The 25,650-nt window shown below is 44.9% G+C and carries 21 protein-coding genes; 18 read left to right on the top strand and 3 right to left on the bottom strand.

What is annotated here, in order from left to right; translation table 11 throughout:
- Position 1: 1 nt before the first annotated feature.
- Positions 2–979, bottom strand: a complete 978-nt coding sequence (locus MMB75_RS18915) for an ABC transporter substrate-binding protein (protein WP_016820296.1) — start codon at positions 977–979, stop codon at positions 2–4.
- Positions 980–1,378: 399 nt separating this feature from the next.
- Here MMB75_RS18915 and isdC point away from each other — a divergent pair, with 399 nt between their 5' ends.
- The 8 genes from isdC (at position 1,379) to MMB75_RS18875 (ending at position 12,235) form a co-directional block, all read left to right on the top strand.
- Positions 1,379–1,894 carry a heme uptake protein IsdC gene (isdC, locus tag MMB75_RS18910; RefSeq protein WP_016820295.1) on the top strand — a complete coding sequence of 172 codons (516 nt, stop codon included), beginning with the start codon at positions 1,379–1,381 and terminating at the stop codon, positions 1,892–1,894.
- 72 nt (positions 1,895–1,966) lie between these two features.
- A complete protein-coding gene (locus MMB75_RS18905) occupies positions 1,967–2,434 on the top strand; it encodes an NEAT domain-containing protein (protein ID WP_016820294.1) in 468 nt (155 codons plus the stop codon).
- Positions 2,435–2,465: 31 nt separating this feature from the next.
- On the top strand, positions 2,466–2,963 hold the full coding sequence (locus tag MMB75_RS18900) for an NEAT domain-containing protein (protein WP_016820293.1): 498 nt from the start codon (positions 2,466–2,468) through the stop codon (positions 2,961–2,963).
- A 99-nt stretch (positions 2,964–3,062) separates the two neighbouring features.
- Positions 3,063–7,430, top strand: coding sequence for an NEAT domain-containing protein (locus tag MMB75_RS18895; RefSeq protein WP_029514357.1), 4,368 nt, complete (start codon positions 3,063–3,065; stop codon positions 7,428–7,430).
- A 181-nt stretch (positions 7,431–7,611) separates the two neighbouring features.
- Positions 7,612–8,571: a heme ABC transporter substrate-binding protein IsdE gene (gene isdE / locus MMB75_RS18890; protein ID WP_039276222.1), complete on the top strand. Its 960-nt coding sequence runs from the start codon at positions 7,612–7,614 to the stop codon at positions 8,569–8,571.
- A 14-nt stretch (positions 8,572–8,585) separates the two neighbouring features.
- A complete protein-coding gene (locus MMB75_RS18885) occupies positions 8,586–9,569 on the top strand; it encodes a FecCD family ABC transporter permease (protein WP_016820291.1) in 984 nt (327 codons plus the stop codon).
- Positions 9,559–10,392: an ABC transporter ATP-binding protein gene (locus MMB75_RS18880; protein WP_016820290.1), complete on the top strand. Its 834-nt coding sequence runs from the start codon at positions 9,559–9,561 to the stop codon at positions 10,390–10,392. Before MMB75_RS18885 ends, MMB75_RS18880 begins: the two co-directional genes overlap by 11 nt.
- Positions 10,393–10,606: 214 nt before the next feature.
- Positions 10,607–12,235 (top strand): ABC-F family ATP-binding cassette domain-containing protein, encoded by a 1,629-nt coding sequence (locus tag MMB75_RS18875; RefSeq protein WP_016820289.1) that lies wholly within the window; start codon positions 10,607–10,609, stop codon positions 12,233–12,235.
- Between the two features lie 181 nt (positions 12,236–12,416).
- On the opposite strand, the gene MMB75_RS18870 is transcribed toward MMB75_RS18875, so the two are convergent.
- Positions 12,417–12,602, bottom strand: coding sequence for a hypothetical protein (locus MMB75_RS18870; RefSeq protein ID WP_016820288.1), 186 nt, complete (start codon positions 12,600–12,602; stop codon positions 12,417–12,419).
- 509 nt (positions 12,603–13,111) lie between these two features.
- Between MMB75_RS18870 and MMB75_RS18865 the strand changes: the two genes are divergently transcribed.
- Entirely contained in the window at positions 13,112–13,981 is an 870-nt protein-coding gene (locus MMB75_RS18865) for a cation diffusion facilitator family transporter (protein WP_045245019.1), read from the top strand.
- A gap of 188 nt (positions 13,982–14,169) precedes the next feature.
- A complete protein-coding gene (locus MMB75_RS18860) occupies positions 14,170–15,357 on the top strand; it encodes a C40 family peptidase (RefSeq protein ID WP_025365829.1) in 1,188 nt (395 codons plus the stop codon).
- A 129-nt stretch (positions 15,358–15,486) separates the two neighbouring features.
- On the opposite strand, the gene MMB75_RS18855 is transcribed toward MMB75_RS18860, so the two are convergent.
- Positions 15,487–15,654: a DUF1328 domain-containing protein gene (locus tag MMB75_RS18855; protein ID WP_013373051.1), complete on the bottom strand. Its 168-nt coding sequence runs from the start codon at positions 15,652–15,654 to the stop codon at positions 15,487–15,489.
- 261 nt (positions 15,655–15,915) lie between these two features.
- On the opposite strand from MMB75_RS18855, the gene MMB75_RS18850 reads away from it, so the two are divergent.
- From MMB75_RS18850 to MMB75_RS18815, 8 genes are all read left to right on the top strand, one after another.
- Entirely contained in the window at positions 15,916–16,437 is a 522-nt protein-coding gene (locus MMB75_RS18850) for a DUF948 domain-containing protein (protein ID WP_016820285.1), read from the top strand.
- Between the two features lie 50 nt (positions 16,438–16,487).
- Positions 16,488–17,006: a hypothetical protein gene (locus MMB75_RS18845; RefSeq protein WP_016820284.1), complete on the top strand. Its 519-nt coding sequence runs from the start codon at positions 16,488–16,490 to the stop codon at positions 17,004–17,006.
- 96 nt (positions 17,007–17,102) lie between these two features.
- The gene (locus MMB75_RS18840; RefSeq protein WP_013373048.1) at positions 17,103–17,444 is read left to right on the top strand and encodes a YflT domain-containing protein; all 342 of its coding nucleotides are present in this window, start codon (positions 17,103–17,105) and stop codon (positions 17,442–17,444) included.
- Between the two features lie 234 nt (positions 17,445–17,678).
- Positions 17,679–18,860: a PP2C family protein-serine/threonine phosphatase gene (locus MMB75_RS18835; RefSeq protein ID WP_016820282.1), complete on the top strand. Its 1,182-nt coding sequence runs from the start codon at positions 17,679–17,681 to the stop codon at positions 18,858–18,860.
- Positions 18,844–22,560, top strand: a complete 3,717-nt coding sequence (locus MMB75_RS18830; protein WP_045245020.1) for a response regulator — start codon at positions 18,844–18,846, stop codon at positions 22,558–22,560. Before MMB75_RS18835 ends, MMB75_RS18830 begins: the two co-directional genes overlap by 17 nt.
- Before the next feature lie 80 nt (positions 22,561–22,640).
- A complete protein-coding gene (locus MMB75_RS18825) occupies positions 22,641–23,510 on the top strand; it encodes a CheR family methyltransferase (protein ID WP_016820280.1) in 870 nt (289 codons plus the stop codon).
- A gap of 19 nt (positions 23,511–23,529) precedes the next feature.
- On the top strand, positions 23,530–25,200 hold the full coding sequence (locus MMB75_RS18820; RefSeq protein WP_025365827.1) for a response regulator: 1,671 nt from the start codon (positions 23,530–23,532) through the stop codon (positions 25,198–25,200).
- 100 nt (positions 25,201–25,300) lie between these two features.
- Entirely contained in the window at positions 25,301–25,639 is a 339-nt protein-coding gene (locus MMB75_RS18815) for an STAS domain-containing protein (protein ID WP_013373043.1), read from the top strand.
- Positions 25,640–25,650 lie beyond the last annotated feature (11 nt).

Here is a 25,650-nt window from a genome sequence, read left to right as displayed (position 1 = left end):
CCTATTTCGCCGGATACAGCTTTTGGTGCATCAAATCCAGCGCTTTAGTGATCCGTGTCCCCGGATTCGTCCCGAACAAATCTGAAGGTAAAACTTCGACCTGATTGTTTTGGACTGCCCTGATTCCGTTCCAAGCTGCATTTTCCTGCATTTCCTTTATAAATGCGGCTTTAACCTCTTCCGTATTACCATGGGTCATGATGAAAATGTAATCAGGGTCAGCTTGTACGATGCGTTCTGTGTTCAACTGCGCATATTGCGGGAAATTTTGCAGGCCCGGAAAATCAGCGGCGATATTGGAGCCACCTGCAACTTCCAAAATATTTCCGCCTAGAGAATTCGGCAGCGCCGCCATGTACGTGGCCGGGGCTCCGTAAACCAGCAACACCTTCGGTTTGGAGGTAGAGGCTGTTTCTTTTTGCAGCTTGACTACCTGTTGGTCAATTTGTTGGTTCAGCTTTACGGCCCCGGCCTGCTTTTGCAGTAATTGTCCGAACAGCGTAATTTGTGACTGGATATCCTGAACTGAATTGGCCCCAGTCAGCAGTAGTTGTGAACCGACTCCTTCAATAGCTGGAATGTCTTTTTCATTCATAGGATAATTGCCTAGCACGACATCCGGTTTGAGCATCGTGATTTTCTCTAGATCCACTTCATGGGTGGAGCCTATTTGCTGAACGTTTTCAGCAGCAGGTACGACGGAAGGTCCATTGGAGTTGGGTCTGCCCACGGCTGTCCCGCCTAATGCGTAAATAATATCCAGATCGCCATTGCTGAGCGCAACGATATGTTGAGGGATCTTTTGAAACGCCAACGTCCGTTTTGAAAAGTCAGTAACTTGAATCGTCGCGCCGCTTGTTGTGCTTGAAGCGGTAGATACGGAAGCGCTGGCTGGTTTCTGATCTGCGGAGGTACCATTACTACATCCGGTAACTGCCAATAAAAGCGCTGCGGACGACCACAACACATAAGATTTCATGTTATTCCTCCTGCAATTTTCAAGTTAAACAATAATGATAATCATTTTCATTTATGTATAAGAGAATGATAATGAATATCACTGAGTATTGTCAATTGAAAAAAGCAATTTTTTAAATAAATTTTGAACTAAAAACAAAAGAGAGTCATTCGAATTATAGAAGAAGGAACTACAAATTTTTATTAAAAAATAGCATATATCAAGGGATTACGTACACACAAATACATATTGACATTTTCGAAAAGTGTAAGATATATTGGTGATGGGTTTACTTGATTTTGCGAAATTATGGAATAGAGAGGTGGGGAGACAAGCTCGAAAAGAGCTATTTTTTTTAAATTATCAATTGAGAATGATAATCAATTAGTTATATTCTCGTGGGGAGGGACTGCTGTCAAAATGAAGAAGGGGTATTCTGCAATTATTGCTGTGTTTCTGCTGGTGAGTGTGCTGAGCTTTTGGCCAACTTCGTCATCTGTAGGAGCCGCTGCGGCTTCTCCGAAATTGGCGGATGGTACATACACGCTCAAATACAATATTCTCAAGGCAGAAAATGATTCGGTATCCATGGCTAATGATTATTTTGAAAAACCAGCTAAGTTGTATGTAAAGAAGGGTCAAATGACCATGCAAATTAAGCTGAATCATAGCGAATGGACAACCGGGTTTAAAGTGGATTACAAAGGTAAAATCATCGATACCAAGGTCATCCAAAAGGATGCCAAAGCCGATACTCGCACCGTGCAATTTCCCATTGTGAGTGTCAACAGCCCGTTGATCTCTAAAATCCATGTTACTGTCCCTGCTTACAATTACGATCATGACTATACGATCCGCTTCGCTTTTGATTCCAAAAGCATCAAAAAAGTTGCAGCCGTCCAGTCAGCGAAATCAGCCAAATCTTCCAAAAAGTAAATTGAAGCCATCTTTATCGTTCATAAAATCAACATAAATTCAAGCATAAAAAATTGAGGAGTGTGTGTAGATATGAATATGGTAATGAATCGCTTTGAGCAATTTTCTTTCAAGAAGGCATTCGTAGCACTGATCATGACAGCACTTGTTTTTGCACTGATGGCTCCACTTTCTGCTAAAGCATCAGCAGCCGACGGCACGTATAACGTAGATTATACCGTTCTGAAGGATCAAACCAATGAAACTTCTCGATTGGACAGCTATCTGACGAAGCCTGCTCAGGTTACGGTAGCTAATGGCAAAAATGTTGTTCGTCTGACTGTGAAAAGCAGCAATCTGATTACGGCGTTCAAAGTAGAGCAAAATGGCGTATTGCAAGATGCGACTGTAGTAAGCACAAATACGGCAAACAACACTCGTGTCGTGGAATTCGAAGTGGCTGACCTGAATGCCAAAGTAAATGCTTACGCTGAAATTACCATCTCAGTGATTGGCTACACAGGCAAGTACGATGTACAACTGCAATTCGACGAAATCTAATCCAAAATAAAACGTAAAAGGAGATTAAAACATGAACATGATTATGAATCGTATGGAGAAATTGTCTCTAAAAAAAGTAATGCTCACTGTATTGATGGCTGCGCTTGTTTTTGTGGTACTAGCCCCATTCTCAGCTAATCAAGCGAACGCGGCTTTGCCTAATGGAACGTATCAATTGCCTTATACCGTTTATAAAGATGGAACCACTGAGCCTTCTTACATGGATACCAATGGTTATGTAAAAAAACCAGCCACACTGATTGTTACGAATGGTCAATACAAAGTGCGAGTAGCTATTACTAAAAGTGCTTGGGTTACTGAATTCAAAACGCAACAAAACGGCCAGTATGTGAATGCGACTGTGGTAAGTACATCAGGTGATACAAGAATAGTAGAGTTTCCTGTAAGTAATTTTGCTCAAAAATTAAACGTTAAGTTGCATGTAAGTGTACCAAAAGAATACACTGGCGGCATTCCTTACGATCACGACTATGTTGTTCAATTCCAATTCGACGACAGTGATATCTAAGGGTTTCTTTTTGAGATAATGATTTTGAACTGAATGCTCATTTGGAGCTTAGTTCCAAAGCTCCAAATGAGTATATTTTAAGTAGGGGGATACATCACCTTGAAAAGCCGATTGAACAAATATATTACGACATTCGCTGCTATTCTAATGTTGTTTTCTTTATTTTCACCATACGCAGGAGCAACACCCGAGGATGAATCCACTTCGTCGAATTTGCCCGACTCAAGCACTACAGTGACTAGTGCTACGTATGCTACTTATGAGTATCCGGTAGAACTGCCCGGTCCATATGTTGAGCCTACGAATGCTATAACAACAACTGAAGCGACTTATGCAGATGGAGAATACCTGATTGATTATAAGCCTTTGCGCAAGACAGTCAGTGGAAGCACCAAGGATTCGAGTTTTAAAACAAATTATACCTACCCTGGAGATTTGATTATTAAAGATGGAAAATACCATTTTTCATTTAAATTTGCAGAGGCTCAAGGGCTTTCGAAATTTCTAGTTGAACAAAACGGGGAAACGGTTCCCGCCAAAATAGAAGTAGATTCCGGAAAAGCTTCGGGAACGGTAAGCTTCGATGTTTATGATTTTCATCAAAATGTAAATACGGAGTTTGGATTTAACAGCAGTTCTCCATGGTATGTAGATACCGATCCGGACCGTTCAGTGAAGGAATGGATTGAGTTTGATCCTTCCAGTTTGAGACTTAAAAACTCAACCGAGAATCCAACGGTTCCACCAGTGACACCGCCGGTAACGCCTCCTGGCACAGGAGAAAAATTAACTGATTTGGACTTTACCCTCTTGAAAGATGGAACAGAGGAAAAGTCCATGATGGATGGGTATACGGAGAAGCCAGGCTCGCTAATTGAGCGTGGAGGCAAACAATATGCCCAGTTTACGTTAAAGAATAGTAAGCAAATTGATGGCTTTAAGGTAGAGCAAAATGGAGTGTTAACTGACACCTCTATTGTAAGTGAAGACCAGAATGCGAATACACGAGTTATCGAGTTTGAAGTAAAAGAACTACCAGCCAAGCTGAATGCATGGGTGAGCATCAACTGGCCTGAGTTGGGCTACGTGCATACTTATAATGTAGATCTGCAGTTGGCTTCTGTACCTGTACCAACAACTTTGGCGGATGGAACGTATGCTATTAACTTTAATACCTTGCATGCAACCAAAGATCAGCCATCAACCATGGCCCAATATCTGTTGTCTCCAGCGACTTTAACGGTAGCAAAAGGACAAAAGGAAGTTTCCTTCACCATTAAAGACAGCACTACCGTAACAGAGTTCAAGACAGAACAAAACGGGACATTAACGGATGCAGACATTGTAAGCGAGGACAAGACAGCCAACACGCGTGTTGTGAAATTCAAGGTTGCTGATTTGGACGCAATTTTGAATGCACAGGTCCATGTGAGCACGACTTATCCAGGTGGGGTTTATGAGATGGACCATAAACTTCGTCTTCAGTTCGATAAAAATAGTATCACAGAAAATGGAAGCTCTCCAGAAACGACATCCAATCTGGACTTCACTCTTTTGAAGGATGGAACGAATGAAGTTTCTATGATGGATGGGTATACGGGGAAACCAGGCACCTTGATTGAACGTAATGGCAAGAAGTATCTTCGTTTCACCTTGAAAAACAGTAAACAAATTGATGGTTTTAAGGTAGAACAAAACGGAGTATTAACTAATGTTGCTACAGTAAGTGAAGACAAAACTGCGAATACACGAGTTATCGAATTCGAGGTTAAAGAAATACCTGCTAAGTTAAGCGCATGGGTAAGTATCAACTGGCCTGAACTGGGCTACGTGCATACCTATAATGTAGATCTTCAATTGGCTTCTGCACCTACATCACCTAGCTTGGCAGATGGAACGTATGCTATTAACTTTAATACCCTGCATGCAACCAAAGATCAGCCATCCGCAATGGCGCAATATCTGTTATCTCCAGCGACTTTAACGGTAGCAAAAGGACAAAAAGAGGTTTCCTTTACCATTAAAGACAGCACTACCGTAACAGAGTTCAAGACAGAACAAAACGGGACATTAACGGATGCAAATATTGTAAGCGAGGACAAGACAGCCAATACACGTGTTGTTAAATTCAAAGTAGCCGATTTGGACGCGATTTTGAATGCACAGGTCCATGTAAGCACGACCTACCCAGGTGGGGTTTATGAGATGGATCATAAGCTTCGACTTCAATTTGACAAAAACAGCATTACGAATGCTCCAACCCCGGTTGATCCTGGGACGCCAGGTACACCAGGCACGCCTGGAAAGAATTTAGCTGATGGAACGTATTCAATCAATTTCGATGCGTTGCATGCAACCAAAGATCAAAAATCGGCCATGGCGCAATATTTATTGTCTCCGGCTACGCTGACGGTATCGAAGGGCAAGTATGAAGCCTCCTTTACGATTAAAGACAGCACCACCGTGACAGAGTTCAAAACAGAACAAAACGGGACGTTGACAGATGCAGATATCGTTAGTGAGGATAAGAATGCGAATACACGTGTTGTGAAATTCAAGGTGGCCGATTTGGACGCTATTCTGAATGCACAGGTGCATGTGAGCACGACCTATCCAGGTGGGGTTTATGAGATGGATCATAAGCTTCGTCTTCAATTTGATCGCAGCAGCATTACAGCTAAAGGACCGGATAACGGAACCACAACTCCAGTGGAAAATGGCAGATACAGCATTGATTTCTCCGTACTCAAAAACGGAAGCAATGAAATATCTGTGATGGATGGATATATGCAAAAGCCAGCCACACTGTTAAAACAGTCTGGTAAAAATATCATTCAAATTAAAATGGACAAGAGCAGTTGGATTAAAACGTTTAAAGTAAATGGTTCTGAAGCTCAGGTGGTTGAACAATCCACCTCTGCAGACACAAGAACAGTACAATTTGAAGTACCTAATCTGTCAGATAAAGTTACAGTGAACACGCATGTCATCGTACCTGGATTAGATTTGGGTGGCATCCCTTATGACCACGTATATGATGTGCAGTTCCAATTCGAGCCTGCTACCATTCGTAGCTTTGTTGAGCCTACCTCTTCAGGTGCGGCTGATCCTATCGTTAAATTGGATTTTGACAAGCTTGCCAATGGGAAATATGCATTGAAATTCACCATTGTGCTGCCAGATGGCATCACAGGATCTGAATCTCCGGCTCAACGCTTCATCACTAATGAACCAGCGCAATTGGTCGTGGAAGGCGACAAACGGTTTGTAGGTCTGAAGCTGCAAAACAGCAATGAAGTTAAGGCGCTGCGCATTTGGGATAACGCAAGTGGAGGTTATCAGGATGCAGAAGTGACCCGGGAAGATGCAGCAAGTAATACGAAGGACGTTCGTTTCAGTGTAAGTGACTTTAAGAACAACGTAAAAGGTCAACTGGTTGTCTACGAAGCTCCTAAAGTGGCAAGTAGCGCTCCGATGGTTTTCAAGGCGGAGGATCGAGTAGAAAAGGTATATGATTTTGAATTTAAATTCGATACCAGTAATGTATCTTATCACAACGAAACAAAAGCAGACGAAGTAGAACAGGGGAAAAATAACTTAGCCGATGGAGAGTACACGGCGAACTTCCGTGTGCTTGCAAACGGAACGGACAAGGATTCTTTGGTGGCTCCATTTGTACAGAGTCTGGCCAAGTTGATTGTGAAAAATGGTAAGGTTCAGGCTCATGTAACCGTAACAGACAATCAGGCTTTGAAATTATTCCAAACGGACTTTGAGGGCCGCTACGCGAATCCGACGATTGTGGGTACCGACACAAAAGGTGATACACACACAATTGCCTTCGAAGTACCCGATCTGGATAAAAAGCTGAGTGTGTACACACAGGTATATCTGCCTGAGAAATACATTTTTAATGAGAAATTCGGCGGACAGATTCAATTTGACCGTGCATCGCTCAAAGGTGAGGGAGTTAATGCAGCTACAACTGCAACCGCTACTGAATCGGCAGCAGCTTCTACGGACAAAGCAACAGAAACGACCACCTCGGTAGCTGAAGCAAAACCAGCAGTTGAGCAACCAGTTCAACCTGCTTCCGAGAAGCAATACACGATCAATTACAACGTATTTAAAGACAAAACGAATGAAGCGTCCGTTATGGATGGTTATCTCGATAAGCCAGCCACATTGATTGAAAAGGGAGACAAGCGCTATATCCAAATCACTTTGAAAAACAGCTCTTGGATGCCGACTCTACAAGTGGAGCAAAACGGTACCCTAAAAGATGTGGAAGTGATCTCGACATCCGGTGATACACGTATCGTTCAATTTGAGGTAGGGGACTTGTCTCAGAAAATCAGTGCTTACACACACGTTATTGTGCCTGGTTTGGTCCTTGGCGGAGTACCGTATGATCACTGGTATACGGTTCAGTTCCAATTTGATGAAGCAAGCCTAAAGGTGAAATAATCTCAGGTTATGACATCAATGAAGCCTAAATAACAGCAAAGTTTGTATGCGAGCAAGTCTTGGTGCCCCGGCATCAAGACTTGTCAGCATTTACATACCCGAGGAATTTGCAAAAATCTACCCGAAAAAATTGGGACTCACGCTGTTGCTCTATATTTTGAATTGAGGTGATTGGATTTTCATGAAACAGTATGCAGCTTTGGCTCAAAGGAAAGCGTTTGGTTTCTATATGTTAATCGGCATCATGATCTTGTTGCTGGCCGGATGTTCCGGGGGAGCACAGAACGGACAGAACCATAGCGATGGTTCGACTTCAACAGCAGCGTCAGTTGCAAGCGGAAAGTCGTCTGATGATAAAACAGCAACTCCACGTATAGTGGCGACTACAGTAGCCATTTCTGAAATTACGGATGCGCTGGGCTTGGATTTGGCTGGCAAGCCGACAAGCACCAAAGTATTGCCTGATCGTTACAAGGATGTCCCTGATGTGGGAAATCCGATGAGTCCTGATATGGAAAAAGTAATGTCCTTGAAACCTACAGATGTGCTTTCGGTGACCACACTCAAATATGATTTGGAGCCTAAGTTTAAGGACCTAAACATTAATGCTGAGTTTTTGAATTTTGAAAGCCTTGCGAATATGCAAAAGGAAATTCAAAAGCTGGGAGACCGATTTGATAAAGCTGAAAAGGCGAAAGAGATTAATGGGGCCTTGGATGCCAAAGTTACTGAGATTCAGCAAAAAATTAAAGGCAAGAAGTCTCCTAAAGTACTAATTCTACTGGGTGTTCCGGGAAGCTATCTGGTGGCTACCGAACATTCCTATATTGGGGATCTGGTTAAAATTGCAGGCGGGACAAATGTGGTTCAAGGTGAGAAGGTGGAGTTCATAGCCCACAATACCGAAGCCTTGCAGCAATCCAATCCTGATATCATTTTGCGCGCTGCACACGGGATGCCGGATGAGGTCGTAAAAATGTTCGATGAAGAGTTCAAAACTAACGATATCTGGAAGCATTTCAACGCTGTGAAAAAAGGGCATGTTTATGATTTGCCTGAACCGTTGTTTGGCACCACAGGGAATTTAGCGGCAAGCTCTGCGCTGGATGAGCTGATGAAAATGCTGTATCCTTCGAATTAAAGGAAGCTGATGACATGTCCAAAAAATTATGGAGCCTTATTGTTGTAATTGTCTTACTCGTCGGTGTCATGCTGTACTCAGCGATGACAGGCAGCCTCAAGGTGAATTTGAGTCAGTTGGTGGCCGGATTGTGGACAGGCACAGATGATCAGGTGAATGTGGTCAAGGATCTTAGACTACCGAGAATTATCGTAGCTGTGATGGCGGGTGCAGCCCTTGCAGTGGCGGGCGTTTTGCTGCAAGCCGTCATGAAAAACCCGCTGGCAGATTCCGGGGTGATCGGCATTTCTTCGGGAGCGGCCTTGGTCTCGCTGATCGCGGTGACCCTCTTTCCGGCGCTTTATTTCTGGATGCCGTTCTTTTCATTTATCGGCGGTGCGTTGGCCTGCCTAATGGTCTACGGATTTTCATGGAAATCTGGCTTGCATCCCATTCGACTTATTCTGATTGGGGTGGCAGTAAACGCCATCTTTTCCGGCCTAGGTCAGTCGTTTAACTATCGGGGCAGTTATGCGGTCACCAGCATTAACCAGGTCACCACCTCAACCTTGTCTATGAAAAAATGGGTAGATGTCGAGGTGATTGTGACTTATGGCGGAATTGGTTTAATTTTGGCCATGCTTGTCTTCTCTTGGTGTAATTTCTTGTCCCTTCAAGATAAAACGGCTAAAAATTTGGGCCTTAACGTGACACGTGCACGACTTTTAATTTCTGTGATAGCAGTGCTGCTTGCAGCAACGGCTACAGCTATAGCAGGAGTAATTGCTTTTATCGGCCTGCTCGTTCCGCATTGTGCCCGCTATCTGGTTGGCTCGGATCATAAGTGGCTGATTCCGTTTTCTGCCTTATGCGGCGGTTTGCTGCTGTTGCTTGCGGATACGCTGGGGCGAACGGTGCTTGCTCCCAATGAAATTCCGGCCTCTATTATTATGGCAGTCATTGGCGGACCATTCCTGATATTCCTGATCAGAAAGGCGGATCGCACCTATGGACATTAAAAATATAACCTTCTCCTATGATCGGAAAACAGATCGTCTACATGCGATCAATGCTGTTATTGAACGGGGACGAATTACTACGATTATTGGGCCCAATGGATGCGGCAAATCGACACTGCTCAGTGTGATGTCCAACAATGCCGTTCCTCGCAAGGGCCAGGTGGTTCTGGATGGCAAGGAGATAGCCCACTACAAGCCCAAGGAACTGGCCCGTCAATTGGCGGTAGTTCATCAGCAGAACGAAGCGCCCTCTGACCTGACAGTAGAAAAACTCGTCAGCTTCGGAAGACTGCCTCATAAGAGCATGTTCACATCCAGCCGGGACGAGGACGAGGAAGCAGTCGAATGGGCTATAGCCTGCACCAATCTGGAGGGACGCAGGACACATACACTGGATCAGCTCTCAGGAGGAGAACGGCAGCGTGTGTGGATTGCAATGGCCTTGGCACAGCGAACGCCGATTTTATTTTTAGATGAGCCGACCACCTATCTGGATATGTATTACCAGCTTGAGATTTTGGAGCTTATTCGGCAGCTCAATCAGGAGCACGGACTGACCATCGTGATGGTGCTGCATGATATTAATCAGGCTATTCGGTATAGTGATGTGATGATCGCTATGAAAGAAGGACGCATAATAGCGAATGGTTCGCCTATAGAGGTCGTTACATCCGAACTGATTCAGGCAGTCTATGGTGTGAAGGTAGTCATAAGACAGGACGAGGAGGCGGGCATGTATCTTATTCCGATTGGCGTCGGAGATTCCGAACATTTACACGCACAGAGAGAGTGTAAGGTATCTGTCCTTGAGTTATCTCATTGAATTTAAAAGATAAAAATGGTTCTGATCCAGGTGTTTGTCAGGTGACAATCGTGAGGACAGAAGCATTTTTTTATTTTATTTATAAGATATTGGATGAGATTCAGGGGCAGTTCTGCTTAGACTACGGTTCGAATCCGATCTTTTGTGTGTTATACTATTGCCGTCGGTAATTTTGTGTTTAGCACTTTACTAATGATAAGGATGGTATGCTTATATGATCAGTACAAGCGGCGTAACGCTTCGTTATGGTAAACGCCCACTTTTTGAAGACGTAAATATCAAATTTACTCCTGGGAACTGCTATGGCCTGATTGGGGCGAATGGCGCGGGTAAATCCACCTTTTTGAAAATTCTTTCCGGTGAAATTGAAGCCAATTCAGGTGAGGTTCACATGACACCGGGCGAACGGATGGCTGTCCTCAAGCAGAACCATTATGAATACGATGAATTTCCGGTTCTGGAAACCGTTATTATGGGTCATACGCGTTTGTATGAAATCATGAAGGAAAAGGATGCACTGTACGCCAAAGCGGAGTTTTCCGAAGCAGACGGTTTACGTGCTGGTGAATTGGAAGGCGAATTTGCAGAGCTGAACGGTTGGGATGCCGAGCCGGATGCGGCTGCATTGTTGATAGGTCTGGGGATTCCGCGTGATCTTCATGACAAAAAAATGGCTGAAATGAGCGGCAATGACAAAGTGCGCGTTCTGTTGGCACAAGCGTTGTTTGGTCGTCCGAACAATTTGCTGCTTGATGAGCCTACCAACCATTTGGATCTCGAATCCATTCAGTGGCTGGAGAACTTCCTGATGGACTATGAAGGCACTGTCATTGTTGTATCCCATGATCGTCACTTTCTGAACAAGGTATGTACGCATATTGCGGATATTGATTTTGGTAAAATCCAGATGTATGTCGGCAACTATGACTTCTGGTACGAGTCCAGCCAGCTTGCACTTACACTGGCTCGCGATGCGAACAAGAAAAAGGAAGAAAAAATCAAAGAACTGCAAGCCTTTATTCAGCGCTTTTCTGCGAATGCTTCCAAGTCCAAACAGGCAACTTCGCGTAAAAAGCAACTGGATAAAATTACGCTGGACGACATCCGTCCATCGAACCGTAAATATCCGTTCATTAACTTCAAGCCTGAGCGTGAAGCGGGCAAACAATTGCTGACTGTAGATAGTCTCAGTAAAACCGTGGAAGGTGAGCAAGTACTGAACGAGTTCAGTCTGGTCGTGAACAAAGGCGATAAAATTGCGTTTGTAGGTCCGAACGGTCTCCCTAAAACAACGCTCTTCCAGATCTTGATGAACGAACTGGAAGCGGATAATGGTGAATTTTCCTGGGGGATTACAACGAGCCAAGCGTATTTCCCGAAAGATAACTCCACTTATTTTGAAGGTGTGGATCTGAATCTGGTGGACTGGTTGCGTCAATATTCCAAGGATCAGGATGAAACGTTCCTACGCGGCTTCTTGGGACGTATGCTTTTCTCAGGCGAAGAAGCGCTTAAGAAAGCAAGTGTGCTGTCTGGGGGAGAAAAGGTTCGCTGTATGCTGGCAAAAATGATGCTGAACGGTGCTAACGTACTGCTTCTGGAAGAACCGACCAACCACTTGGACTTGGAATCTATCACAGCGCTGAACAATGGTCTGATCGATTTTGACGGGACTATTTTGTTCACTTCTCATGACCATCAGTTCATTCAAACCATCGCGAATCGCATCGTGGAAATTACACCAAACGGCGTAATCGACCGTACGATGAGCTATGATGAATACTTGGAAAATGAAGAAATCGCTCAATTGCGTGAACGCATGTATCCGGTAGAAATCGGCTAACATCCGAACTGCTAATTTCAGCAAATAGATAAACGAAAGAGGAGCTCCATCAGGCCATTGCCTTGGCCGGGAGACTCCTCTTTTTTCGTTTTGTGCCATGACCCTTAGCTTGCTTGGTTCCGAGAGTGAGTCAAGATAGATCCCGCCTGATCTCGGTCCCCTATATAGCCTAGAGGGTGTCTTATGATCCGCCTGTACGACGGCGTTGGTTGTTCGGCTTCTTCGTATTTTGGCTTTTCAGTGTTTTGGTGGAACCGCCTTGAAAGCCGCCCTGCTGTGAAGCGCCGGACTGCTGTTTTTTTTGTGCCAGCTTTTCGCGAATGGCATCTGCGAGATTAATTTTACGTGGTTCCTTAGCATCGCTCATGAATAAATTCCTCCTGTTGCCGCCAGATTCATGTCAATCATGCTGGATTGAAGAAAAACGCGGCTGTGTCCTCATTTTATACGTTTTTAAAAGAAGGGACAAGGGCAACAATGATAACACATCGCTGGAGTGAGGCAAGAGGAGAAATGTCTGTTTTTTGCATGAAGGAAAAATTGTTTTGTGTAACCTACAGGGATGGGGCCTGGCAATACTTTTTCATTGTTCCTACAGCGATGTAGAGTGGAAAGACTGTTTCTCTAGACCCACACAAAGTTCGTCTGTTATCCTAAAAATAACAGTTAACCACAGGCAAATTGTTATTTTTAAGGCAGCTGTGCTGCTTGTTTGAGGGGTAGTGTAAGGGCAGCTATGCTGCTTGTTTGAGGGGTAGTGTAAGGGCAGTTGTGCTGCTTGTTTAAGAGGGAGTGTAAGGGCAGCTATGCTGCTATTTTTATTTCTGGGCAGATCTTTACGCTGCGAACTATCTATTTGAAGGAGTGTCCTCCGTTGTGGTAAATGTCTATGATGAAATACGAAAAGGTGAGCGAGGGGCGTGGGTAAGCATTGCTGCTTATCTTTTGCTGTCCGCTTTTAAGCTGATTAGCGGATATATATTTGCCTCTAGCGCGTTGCTGGCTGATGGATTCAACAATGTCACCGATATTGTGGTGTCGGTTGCTGTATTAATTGGTCTGAGAATTTCGCAAAAACCACCAGATTCCGACCATGCCTATGGACATTTTCGGGCCGAAACGATTGCGGCGCTGCTGGCGTCCTTTATTATGGCTGTCGTTGGTTTGCAGGTGCTGATTGATGGAATCGGAAGCATTTTCAAGGGAGAAAAGCAAATACCGGATATTACCTCTGCGGGTGTGGCTGTGATTTGCGCAGTGATTATGTTCGGGGTGTACCTGTACAATAACAGGCTCGCTCGGCAAATCAACAACAAGGCGTTGCTGGCTGCGGCCAAGGATAATCTATCAGATGCACTCGTCAGTGTTGGAGCAGCAGTGGGCATTATTGGCGCACAGTTCGGGCTGCCGTGGTTGGATACTGTGGCGGCGATCGTGGTAGGATTCATTATTTGTAAAACGGCGTGGGAGATTTTTAGGGATTCCACACATAGCTTGACTGATGGATTTGATGAGCAAGAACTGAACGACTTACGGAGTACGATTGCTCTTATACCTGGAGTAGAGGGAATTCGAGACGTTAAAGCACGGGTACACGGTAACCATGCGCTGGTGGATGTGGTCATTGAGGTGAATCCGCAACTCAGTCTGATCGAAGGACATCGGATCAGCGATCGGATTGAGGAACGTTTACAAGAGGTTCATAATACAATGCACGTTCATGTCCATGTAGAACCTAAATTATAGATTAATTATTAAATAATTAGTATTAAAAGTGACTTTAGACCTATATCAAAAAAGGTGTACACGCTATCTTTTGTGACGTTTGGATTATATCTCTCTTCCTGCTGCTTTTACTATAATGAAGGCATGTCCGGCTATATTCGTCGGAATTATGCTCTTCAAATTCGTAAAAACAGCCAGGAGGTGCAACATTGAGAAGACGCGTGATGGGAATGCTCATGACGTCAGCCGCGCTGTTGGCAGCAATTCATGTGGCGCCGGGTCAGGTTGACGCAGCGGCATCGACAGCATCCACAGGACAGAAGGCGGTTATTCAGGCGGCTGTAAAGCTTAGATCCGATCCTTCGACTACGGGCGATGTAGTCAGCTTTATGAAGCAGGGAGAGGCCGTAACAGTATTGGAGAAAACGAATAGCTATTGGTATAAGATCAAGACCTCTGATGGAGTAACCGGCTACACAAGCAGCTCCGACAAGTACATAAAAGTTGGCGCTACCAGCGTCGCTGCTGCTGTCACCCCGTCTGCCAGCCGTAAAACGGAAGCCTCAGAGTCAGCTAAAACTGTTTCAGCTTCAGTTAAAAATGTTTCAACTAAAGAGGCTCCGGCTTCAGTGAATAGTTCTGCCGGTCAAACGAAAGCTACGATTCAAACGTCCGTTCGTTTGCGGGCGGAGGCATCCACTTCTTCCGAGGTTCTGGGCTATATGAATACAGGGGATGTCGTTACGATTACCGATTCCAGTAACGCGTATTGGTTTAAGATCACCACTGCTGATGGTACAGTAGGCTATGTCAGCTCATCTCCACAATATATTCGTATTGGTGAGGGGGTTGTTGTGCAGCAGCCTGTGGCATCTTCGGCTGCACCCGCTTCAGATACTACTGCTCTACCTGCGGTAGCGTCTCCTGCTTCGACGGTTAGCTTGCCTTCTGGTGATGCAGCGGCTGCAATCGAACAGGTTATTGACACAGGTATGACTTACCTTGGAACACCTTATGAATATGGTTCTGATCGCAACAGTACGGCTACTTTTGATTGCTCGGCATTTACTCGCCAAATTTTCCGTCAGGCTGTAGGGATCCAGCTCCCGGCAGATTCTCGTTCACAGGGTGAGTGGATCAAGCAGAACAGTCAGCCGAATACAGATATGACTACACTGAAGCGTGGCGATCTGCTCTTTTTTACAAATTATAATGCATCTTCCGGGGCGTACACGTCCTTGGATAATTCCTCCCAAACGATTACGCATGTAGCTGTATACTTGGGAGACAACAAGCTTCTCCATACGTTTTCTGTAGCGGCCGGTGGTGTAAAAGTTACGGATTTCAGCAAGCCTTGGCAGGATCGTTTCCTGTTTGGGGGCAGCGTGATCCAATAAAAACGCCGTTCACTGTTAAAAGCTGCATCAAAAAAGGATGTTCCACATCTCTGTTGACCAGGGTGGGAACATCCTTTTTTGATAAGCATATGATACATATCACGTTTGGGTGTAGCTATCATCCAACGTCTATGAAGCTCGTTTTCTTCCGGTAAAAAGTGAAATAACGAATAAGACCAAAAATAGCACAAATAACATTTTGGCTATTGTAGCTGCTACGGAGACGACGATACCAAAAAAACCTAAAATCCCGGCGATCACAGCAAAAACTAAGAATAAAGCCGACCATTTCAGCATGTTCTGTATCCTCCTTTGATTGTATATAATGTGGCATACTCGCGCCCCGATAGAGCGTGGTAGCAGAGGATGGTGACTTCTACAGATTAAGTGTGGCTGTGCCATCATTATACGTTGTTTTAAACGGTGCGAGGGCCCGTGAATCATAACCTTTGGAGCACAAGAAGATACCAGTCTGGACGTTGTTTCGTGTCCGAATGTAGAGGGTAACTATGCAGTAATCATAAACATCATCGTGAAAGACGAAAGAGAGGTTACGCTATGTTAACACAGGTCAGCATTTTTATTATTGCTATCGCATTTGCCGTACTCGTTATTTACCTTATTAAGACATTGAAAGCAGCTCAAGGTTCTCTAGATAAGGTAACTCAAACCTTGCAGGAAGTACAAAAGACAGTCGATGAACTAAGTTATGAAGTAAAACAAACGGTTCGACATGCAAATGACATCACCGCAGACGTTGATCATAAATTGAAGCAAGTGGAACCTGTGATGGAGTCGGTTAAAAACCTGGGGGAGGTACTCAGCGAAGTGACGCTGGCCGCCAAACAGGCTTCAACAGCGTTAATGACACGCCTTCAGAAGTCACGTAGCACTGCGAGCAGCACTTCCGGAACGGAGAAGGCGATCAAGTCAACGGGATCGAACAGACCTTTGACTGCAACAGAGCGGACGGTTCAGAGCTACAATGCCACTTATGGGGAACCTGCGGGCAAGCCGGCTAAGAACTGGCTGGGTTATGTAGACATCGCTGCTGGGGTGTGGCAGAAAATGCGTCAGTAGTATAGTGCTGAACCGTAAACTATAGGAAATTCATTGAAAGGGTGAGAATTATGATGAAGACATTATTACTAGCCGCTGGTTTGCTCACTCCCTTTTCCGGACAGGATACGGTTCAGCAAACCGTCTCCCCGCAGACAGCGGGGCATATGGTAAGGGCTGTTCAGACGATAACTGATCCACATGCTGTGCCAACTGATTTTCATACCTTAAATGGCATATCTCTGGATGATACTCGTGCGGATGTATTGAAAAAACTGGGCAAGCCACTTCGAATTAAGAAGGATAAGCTGCTGCTTTCTACAGAATATCAATACCCGGATGTCACCGTAGGTATGCGTGAGGACGTCGTCTCCTATGTGCATGTAGATCCTGCTGCCGGTCGAATCAAAGTGAATGATAAGTGGCTGCCACTGCAACGGAAAACGCTGGATCAAGAGCTAGGCGGCTCGCAATTTACGGCAGAAGACGGAGAGGTGTATGTGCGCGGGCAGCGGGCGATCAAAGTATTTACGGATAAGACGTCTGACAAGCCAAAGTATGTTGAGTTTTTTGATGAAACGGAGTGGTAATCGATTTTTTCGAGGCGTGACATCATATGGAAGTTTCAAATGGATGAATGAAGTGTAATAGTCAGAGAAGTCAATCCTTAAAGGAGCGTGAGAAACATGAATCAGACCAATCATAAATCTTATGCCAAGGTGGTAGAGAACGGTGTACAAGCCGTTGAAGCTGTGAATGAGTTGCGTAACACGGGCTATCGTTATGAGGATGTGTTCGTGCTCGCTCATGATCAGGATCGGACGGATCGTATCGCAGATACGGTAGCTGCCAAGGAAATCGGGATTAAAGAAGAGGGCGTTTTTGACTCCTTAGCGAATTTGTTCCGTTCTCGTGGCGATGAGCTTCGTGCTAAAATCACTTCCTTAGGTTTTACCGATACGGAAGCAGATTTTTATGAAAAAGAATTGGATCAGGGTAAAGTGCTGGTTATTGCGAAAAAAGCGTGATTTTCCAGCTCATCATAGGATTAAGCAAACTTAGATTTGAAAAAGAGGATGTTGGCCGCAGCCCAAGTGTTTCGCGGGTCCTCCAAAAACATAGATAAGGAATGGGGTTTTAGCCTCATTCCTTATCTATGTTTTTGGAATGCCTGCTTACGGAAACGCTATTTCTAATTAACAAGGGTGTTGCCCCATAAGCAGGTATAGTATAATACATGGGTTACAGATAAGGAGAGAGCAATGAGAATTCTAATTGTTGATGATAATCCAACGAATGTCATTATTATTCGTGAAATACTAAAAAAAGAAAATTATCGCGATGTGATCTCTGCCAGCTCGGCCGCAGAAATGCTGGAGCATCTGGGAATCGGCGACCGTACCATTAGTCTTCGCCCCCGTCCTTCGGATATTGATTTGGTGCTGCTCGATATGATGATGCCTGAAATGGATGGCATTGAAGCTTGCAGTATTGTACAGGAATATGAACATTTAAAAGATATTCCGATTATTATGGTCACCGCTGTAGGCGATTCTAAAAAATTGGCCGAAGCTCTGGATGTGGGAGCCGTCGATTATGTCACAAAGCCGATCAACAAGGTAGAGCTAATGGCGCGAATTCGATCTGCCTTGCGTCTTAAGCAGGAAAAAGACTGGCATAAGGACCGGGATCAGCGAATTCAGGATGAATTGAAACTGGCTGCGATGGTACAGCAGGCGGTGCTAAGTCCTGCCATTCAGGACCCTATGCTGCAAGCGAATGCACTGTACCAGCCTTCCTTTGAACTGGCGGGAGATTTATATTCATGGTATCCGCTAGGAGAAGGGAGATATGCCATCATTTTGCTCGATATGATGGGGCATGGCATTTCTTCTTCTTTGTTTTGCATGTTCATTGCGTCTGTACTCAAGGATACGGTGACCACGTATGTGGAGCCGGAGAAGGTCATACAAGAGCTGAATCGTCGTTTTAATCAACTGGACCTGGGCAAGCAGCTGGTACAGTATTATTTTACGGCGATTTATATGGTGATTGATACTCGTTCACGGCGAATTGACTATGTAAATGCAGGGCATCCTCCCGGCTTGCTGTTCAATCAGGACGGTAGCATAACCAAATTAGACCGTGCGTGTAGTCCGGTCGGATTGTTTGATAAAATTGATGCAGAGATGCACACGATTTATTACGAAGGAACTGGGCATATCGCTTTGTATACAGATGGCTTGCTGGAGACGGTAGAAGGTGAATATGAGGAACAATTGGAGTATCTGACTGCCTGTCTGCGCAAGTATGAGGAATGGAATGAAGAAGCGATGCTGGATGCGTTTTTTCGTAACGAGGGGCCGCAGGATCGCGATGATGATAAGTGCCTGATCTGGATTTCATTGAAAGAGGGAGAGAGCTTGCATGAAAATCAGAAATAAACTGCTGATTGGCTTTGGATCGCTTATGGCGATCCTCCTTGTGCTGACGCTAATCAGCTATGACCGGATGGGGAGCTTGAATGAACAGCTGAACCAGGTTTACCAAGAACGATATGTGAAGGTCCGGAAAACAACGGCTATACGCGGACAGGTGAACGATATGGCTAAAGTCATGGCCAACTTGATCTTGAATCCAGGCTCCTCTGTCAGCGAGGCCAAGCGCGAGATGGATGATATTTCTGCTACTGGAACAAAAGTGCTGGCTAGTCTGCAAACGGATTCCGGTACGAGTGAAGAGCAACAGCAGATTGACCGGGTGGCTGTCGCCTGGAAAGATTATCTAAACTATGAAGAGAGACTCGTTTCCTTATTGGAGCAAGATCGTATTGAGGAAGCTAATGCTTTCCGTAATAGCACGGGTCTGCCTGCTCAAGAGGAGGCAATGGACAGCATTAATACCCTAGCTGTTTTCCAAGACCGGGAAATTGATAACGATATGAAGCAGGCCAATCAGGCTTATGAGGAATCTGTGCAGATTACCACAATCCTGATGGCGGCCGGTCTGATGATGGGCTTACTGGTTATTTTGTGGGTGCTTCCTAGCATTGCCAAAGGTCTAAATACCGTTAACCTCATGATGAACGGTTTTGGCAAGGGAAAGTACAGGGCTATCAGCCGCATGAGTGTGGCCTCCAAAGATGAAATCGGAGAGGTTGCTCGTGTGTTTCAACAATTGGCTGGAGACCTGGATGAAAAAAGGAAATTCGAGCATTCCGTCCTTCAAACGCAGAAGGACCAAACTTGGCTTAATGCCAATACTGCTCGATTGACTGAGCTGTTTCGCGGTGTGAATTCACTGGAGCAGGTTGCTCAGATGTTCATTAGTGAGTTTACACCCATTTTGGGGGGCAGCTATGGAGCCATCTACCTGCAAGGAAAAGAGGTAGAAGACAACCGGTTCAAGTTATACGGCTCCTATGCAAAGGTGACTGGCGAAGGCTCGATCAGAGACGCTATCCAGGTGGGCGAAGGTTTGCTTGGACAGTGTGTTCTGGATCGTAAGCCAATCTTGATCACAGAGGCACCTGAAGGATACTTGTCCATTGGCTCCGCCTTAGGAGAAAGTAAGCCAGTTGGAATTATGATTTTCCCTATTATGTTCGATGATGAATGCATTGGTGCCGTGGAAATAGCGTCACTGGATCGCTTCAGTGATCTGGAAACGAAGCTGTTTGCTCAGTTAGTGGAGAGTTTGGGAATCATTTTGAACAATATCAAGGGACGGATGCGGGTTGAGCAACTATTGCGCGAATCACAAGCACTTACCGAGGAATTGCAATGCCAGTCCGAAGAGTTGCAAACTCAGCAAGAAGAGCTCAAGCGTTCTAACGAGAATTTGGAGCAGCAAACAGAGGAGCTTAAGCGTTCCGAGGAATTATTACAGCGTCAACAGGAAGAATTGGAGCATTTTAATACTGAACTGATTGCTAAAACGAGAGCACTGGAAGAACAGGTTCGAGAAGTGGAAGAAAAGAACGATGAGATCGAACGTGCACGAGCCCAGTTGGAGCAACAGGCGATGCAGCTTGGGATCACAAGCAAATACAAATCCGAGTTTTTGGCCAATATGTCGCATGAATTGCGTACTCCGCTAAATAGCTTGCTTATTCTTTCTCAGCTGCTGTCTGAGAACAAGGAAGGCAATCTCAAGCCCAAACAAGTTGAATATGCACAAACCATTTATATGTCGGGCGCGGATTTGTTGAAAATGATTGATGAAATTCTGGATTTATCCAAAGTGGATGCTGGAAAAATGGATATTAACCATGAAACGGTCCATTTGAAGGAACTGGAGCTGTTTGTAGAACAGAATTTTGCTCCAGTCGCAGCCAAACGAGAGCTTCAACTGCATACCGAAATCGAAGAGAATTTGCCAGATGCTATTATAAGTGACGGTTATCGTCTCAAACAAATTTTACGTAACTTACTGTCCAATGCGTTCAAGTTCACCACGGAAGGTTCTATAAGTTTCAAGGTATCTCGGGTAAATGGAGAGCAGCTTCCGGGTATGCTAAATCCACGAAAATCCTATCTGGCTCTATCTGTGCGTGATACCGGCATCGGGATTGCTTCAGATAAGACAGATCTGATCTTCGAAGCCTTCCAGCAGGTAGACGGTACGACTAGCCGAAAATACGGGGGAACAGGGCTGGGGCTGTCGATCAGCCGTGAGCTTTCCAAATTGTTGGGCGGTGCCATTACAGTCGAATCCGAGCAGGGACAGGGCAGTTGCTTTACACTGTATTTGCCGGAACAAACGCCTACCGAAAAGAATAAGGATTCTCATTCGAGAGAGGCGCTTAACAGTGCAGATGTGCCTCCGGCTTTTGAAGGCGCCGCTGCTTCAGCGGAAGCAGATCTTCCAATGATTATGCCAGCTGAACGCTTACCTGTGTATCAGATACCTGCGAAGAGCGGAGCGGAGGACATACATCCGGGTGACGACCGAAACGAGATTACCCCGCAGGATAAAGTGCTGCTGATTATTGAGGATGATATTAATTTTGCTAATATTTTGTACGACATGGCCCGTAGTCGGGGCTTTAAGGCGTTGATTGCTCTCAAAGGAGACGATGGGCTGAACATGGCTCATACCTATTTGCCCGACGCTATTATATTAGATATTCAGTTACCTGTGATGGATGGCTGGTCCATTTTGGGCGAGCTGAAAGGCAATTCGTCGACACGTCATATTCCAGTACATGTTATCTCAGTCATAGATGATGTGAAGCAGGGCTTGATGATGGGCGCAATTGCTTATCTCAAAAAGCCTTCCTCGAAGGAGAGTCTGGATAAGGCATTTTCACATATAAAGTCGTATACGGACCAAATGGTAAAACGCCTCCTTGTAGTCGAGGATGACGATAATCAACGCAAATCCATTATTGAGCTCATCGACCATGATGATGTGGCCATTACAGCGGTATCGACTGGTAAAGAAGCACTAAACGAGCTGGCCACCCAGCGGTATGACTGCATGGTACTGGACCTGATGTTGAGTGACATGACAGGCTTTGAATTGCTCGACCGCATTCGGGAAAATGAGCAGCTCACCGATCTGCCGATCATTATTTATACAGGCAAAGATCTGGATAGTAAGGAAGAAACACAACTTCGAAAATATGCAGAGTCCATTATTATTAAGGATGTCAAATCACCGGAACGACTTTTGGATGAGACTACGTTGTTCCTGCATCGGGTGGAGGCAAATCTTCCTGAGGACAAACGTAAAATTCTGCAGAAGCTTTATAACAAGGAAGAGCTGTTTGAAGGCAAAAAAATATTGTTGGTAGACGATGATATTCGTAATGTATTTGCTCTGTCCAGTGTGCTGGAAAGCTATCGTATGGAGGTTACCTTTGCTGAAAATGGAAGGGAAGCACTGGAACTGCTCGAACAGACACCTGATTTTGATCTGGTGCTGATGGATATGATGATGCCGGAAATGGATGGATATGAAGCGATGCGACGTATCCGGTTAATGCCACAATTCGAGAAGCTGCCTATTATTGCCCTGACAGCCAAGGCGATGAAAGATGATCGTTCCAAGTGTATTGAGGCAGGCGCTTCCGATTATGTAAAAAAACCGATTCAAACCGAACAGCTTTTATCATTAATGCGAGTGTGGTTGTATTCGTAACCCAAAAAAATGGGTAATATAAAACGACACATGATTGAGAGCGGTGCAGGCAAAACCTATTTAGGAATTGGAGAGAGATTATGACATCGAAGGATATGGCGGATAATGCTGCTAATGAAGTGAAATCGAATGACAATGAGCGGGAAATGATTGAGATTGAGCTGTTGCTGGAAGGTATACATCGGCTGTACGGCTACGATTTTCGTAATTACGCTCTGCCTTCGATCAAGCGGCGTATTTATTATCATGCGCAGTCCGAGAATGTAAGTACGATATCAGGACTTCAGGAGAAGGTGCTGCATGATCGCAGTGCCTTCGATAGACTGGTACAGAGTCTTTCTATTCCGGTGACCGAGATGTTTCGCGATCCGGAGCTGTTTCTAATTTTTAGGCAAAAAATTATTCCTATTTTACGAACGTATCCGTATATCCGAATCTGGCATGCAGGTTGCTCCACAGGTGAGGAAGTATACTCTATGGCAATCTTGCTGCATGAGGAAGGCTTATATGATAAGGCCCGTATTTATGCGACGGATATGAATAACCTGTCTTTACAGCAAGCGAAAGAAGGCGTATATGGGATCGACCGAATGAAGCTGTATACCAAAAATTATTTGGAATCTGGGGGCACACAATCGTTCTCTGAATATTATACAGCCAAGTATGATTCGGTGATGTTTCATCCCTTTTTACGAAAAAATATCATTTTTGCTGAGCACAATTTAGCGACAGACCGGTCTTTTAACGAGTTCAATGTGATTTTTTGCCGGAATGTTATGATCTACTTCAACGATGAACTTCGCAACCATGTACATGGGTTGTTTTATGATAGCTTGAGTCATTTTGGTGTGTTGGTGCTTGGGGCCAAGGAATCCATACATTTCACCGATTATAGTGATTCCTACGAGCCGCTGGACCGGGTAGAGAAAATATACCGGAAGATTAAATAGAGATGCTTAGGAGGATTCCATGGGGCTTCATGAACCGATTCATATATTGCTGGTAGATGACAGACCTGAGAACCTGCTCGCTCTTGAGGCAGTGCTGGAGAGTGAACAATATAATCTGGTAAAGGCCACATCAGGGGAAGAAGCGTTGCGATGTCTATTAAAAGACGAATTTGCACTTGTTGTCCTCGATGTGCAAATGCCGGGTATGGATGGAATTGAGACCGCAAAGCTAATCAAGGCCAGAGAGAAGACGAAGGATATTCCGATTATCTTCATTTCAGCTAACAGCAAGGAAGCGGAGCATTTGTTTGCGGGATATTCAGCGGGCGGTATTGATTATATGGTGAAGCCGTTCATCCCTCAAATTCTCAAGTCCAAAATTGAAGGCTTCGTACAAATGTATCTGACAAACAAGCGCTTGAAAACACAGTCCATGCTGCTTCATCAGAAGACGCAGGAGCTGGAAAAGATGAACAGCGAACTGATTGCCGCCAAGGAGGCGGCAGAGATTGCTGCCAATGCCAAAACTGAATTTTTGGCAATGATGAGCCATGAGATTCGCACACCTATGAACGGTGTCATTGGTATGATTGATCTGCTGATGGAGACAGAGCTGCAAAACGATCAACAGGAATATGCCGATATCATCCGCCGCAGTGCAGACGCGCTGGTCGCGGTCATTAATGATATTCTGGACTTTACCAAGCTGGAGTCAGGCAAGATGGAGGTTGAGGAATATCCATTTGATTTGGTTTCCTGTATCAAGGAAGTTTTCAGCCTGTTTACGGTAGAAGTGAACCGCAAGAATTTGGAGCTGGTTTATTTTCTCGATGAACAGTTGCCTCCCGTGTTATATGGAGATATGGGCAGATTGCGTCAAGTACTGATTAACTTGGTGTCCAATGCCGTCAAATTTACAGACCAGGGCGGGGTATATGTCTTCGCATCGGTTAAAGAGCGTAGCGACAATGGGCTTACGGTTGAGTTTTCTGTAAAGGATACAGGGATTGGTATTGATCCTGCCAAGGTTGGAAGGCTATTTCACCCTTTTTCCCAACTGGATTCTTCAATGACACGCAAATATGGTGGAACAGGTCTAGGACTCGCTATTTGCAAAACCTTAGTGAATATGATGGGCGGAGATATCCGTGTGGATACGAGTGGAGAACAGGGTGTGACGTTTCATTTTACAATGAAGCTTGGCTTTGCCAAGGAAAATGAACTGGAGGGGGAGTCCAGCCACGATTGGGAAATTCCACAACAGGAGCCCCCAACCCGTAGACCTGTACTGGTTGTGGATGACCATCCCATCAACCAGAAGCTGATGGTCAATATACTGGATAAGCTTGGCTTGGCTTCAGACGTGGCAGCAGATGGGCAACAGGCGCTTGATATGGTCACTGCGAATCAGGATTACGACTATATCTTTATGGACTTGCAGATGCCTGTAATGGACGGCCTGGAGTGTACGGGTAGAGTACGTGAACAGTTGGCGGGGAGATCTCAACCTGCGATTATCGCTATGACGGCTAACGTCATGGAGGGAATTCAGCCCCGATGTATTGAGGCTGGAATGAACGATTACATTAGTAAGCCCGTTAAAATCAGCAGTGTAAAACAGGCGTTGCTCCGGCATTCTCCAGACCATTTTCCAATGCAGCCAGGTAAAGATCGAATCAATGAAGCTTAGCTGGTGTTATTTGACAGGTGTATAAAAAGTTATAACGTGATTCAAACGCTCGTATATTGGGTTAGTATGTAGGGAAATCTTTTTTTGGGAGAGTAGGCCTATGAATACAAATAAAAATGAGAAGTTCAATGCGATCACAGAAACAGCTGATGGTGTAAATACCGTTTATCTGAGTGGAGAATTAGACCTTTCGGTAGCACCTGATTTCCGTCTGGTCATGGAGCCTTTAGTGGGGGAATCCAGCCAGGATTTGATTGTTAACTTGAGAGACCTTAAATACATTGACAGCACAGGCATTGGTATTTTGCTATCCATTTTAAAAGCAAGGCATGGGATGGAGTCCCGGTTTACGGTTCAAGAGGTACCGCCTCAGATTCAAAAACTGTTTGATATGACCGGTATTGCCAAATTCTTTGCCCCCCAGGAGAATTCCCAATAGGAAAGGAAAGA

The sequence above is a fragment of the Paenibacillus sp. P2(2022) genome (assembly GCF_029522175.1).
In the GTDB taxonomy this organism is placed as follows: domain Bacteria; phylum Bacillota; class Bacilli; order Paenibacillales; family Paenibacillaceae; genus Paenibacillus; species Paenibacillus polymyxa.
The sequence above is the reverse complement of the archived record's forward strand: the minus strand, read 5'-3'. Positions and strand labels throughout refer to the sequence as shown.

Excerpts from the sequence above, each read along its gene's own strand:
- MMB75_RS18915 (WP_016820296.1), bottom strand. The coding sequence starts at position 979 with ATGAAATCTTATGTGTTGTGGTCGTCCGCAGCGCTTTTATTGGCAGTT.
- isdC (WP_016820295.1), top strand. The coding sequence starts at position 1,379 with ATGAAGAAGGGGTATTCTGCAATTATTGCTGTGTTTCTGCTGGTGAGT.
- MMB75_RS18905 (WP_016820294.1), top strand. The coding sequence starts at position 1,967 with ATGAATATGGTAATGAATCGCTTTGAGCAATTTTCTTTCAAGAAGGCA.
- MMB75_RS18900 (WP_016820293.1), top strand. The coding sequence starts at position 2,466 with ATGAACATGATTATGAATCGTATGGAGAAATTGTCTCTAAAAAAAGTA.
- isdE (WP_039276222.1), top strand. The coding sequence starts at position 7,612 with ATGAAACAGTATGCAGCTTTGGCTCAAAGGAAAGCGTTTGGTTTCTAT.
- MMB75_RS18885 (WP_016820291.1), top strand. The coding sequence starts at position 8,586 with ATGTCCAAAAAATTATGGAGCCTTATTGTTGTAATTGTCTTACTCGTC.
- MMB75_RS18880 (WP_016820290.1), top strand. The coding sequence starts at position 9,559 with ATGGACATTAAAAATATAACCTTCTCCTATGATCGGAAAACAGATCGT.
- MMB75_RS18875 (WP_016820289.1), top strand. The coding sequence starts at position 10,607 with ATGATCAGTACAAGCGGCGTAACGCTTCGTTATGGTAAACGCCCACTT.
- MMB75_RS18870 (WP_016820288.1), bottom strand. The coding sequence starts at position 12,602 with ATGAGCGATGCTAAGGAACCACGTAAAATTAATCTCGCAGATGCCATT.
- MMB75_RS18855 (WP_013373051.1), bottom strand. The coding sequence starts at position 15,654 with ATGCTGAAATGGTCGGCTTTATTCTTAGTTTTTGCTGTGATCGCCGGG.
- MMB75_RS18850 (WP_016820285.1), top strand. The coding sequence starts at position 15,916 with ATGTTAACACAGGTCAGCATTTTTATTATTGCTATCGCATTTGCCGTA.
- MMB75_RS18845 (WP_016820284.1), top strand. The coding sequence starts at position 16,488 with ATGATGAAGACATTATTACTAGCCGCTGGTTTGCTCACTCCCTTTTCC.
- MMB75_RS18840 (WP_013373048.1), top strand. The coding sequence starts at position 17,103 with ATGAATCAGACCAATCATAAATCTTATGCCAAGGTGGTAGAGAACGGT.
- MMB75_RS18835 (WP_016820282.1), top strand. The coding sequence starts at position 17,679 with ATGAGAATTCTAATTGTTGATGATAATCCAACGAATGTCATTATTATT.
- MMB75_RS18830 (WP_045245020.1), top strand. The coding sequence starts at position 18,844 with ATGAAAATCAGAAATAAACTGCTGATTGGCTTTGGATCGCTTATGGCG.
- MMB75_RS18825 (WP_016820280.1), top strand. The coding sequence starts at position 22,641 with ATGACATCGAAGGATATGGCGGATAATGCTGCTAATGAAGTGAAATCG.
- MMB75_RS18820 (WP_025365827.1), top strand. The coding sequence starts at position 23,530 with ATGGGGCTTCATGAACCGATTCATATATTGCTGGTAGATGACAGACCT.
- MMB75_RS18815 (WP_013373043.1), top strand. The coding sequence starts at position 25,301 with ATGAATACAAATAAAAATGAGAAGTTCAATGCGATCACAGAAACAGCT.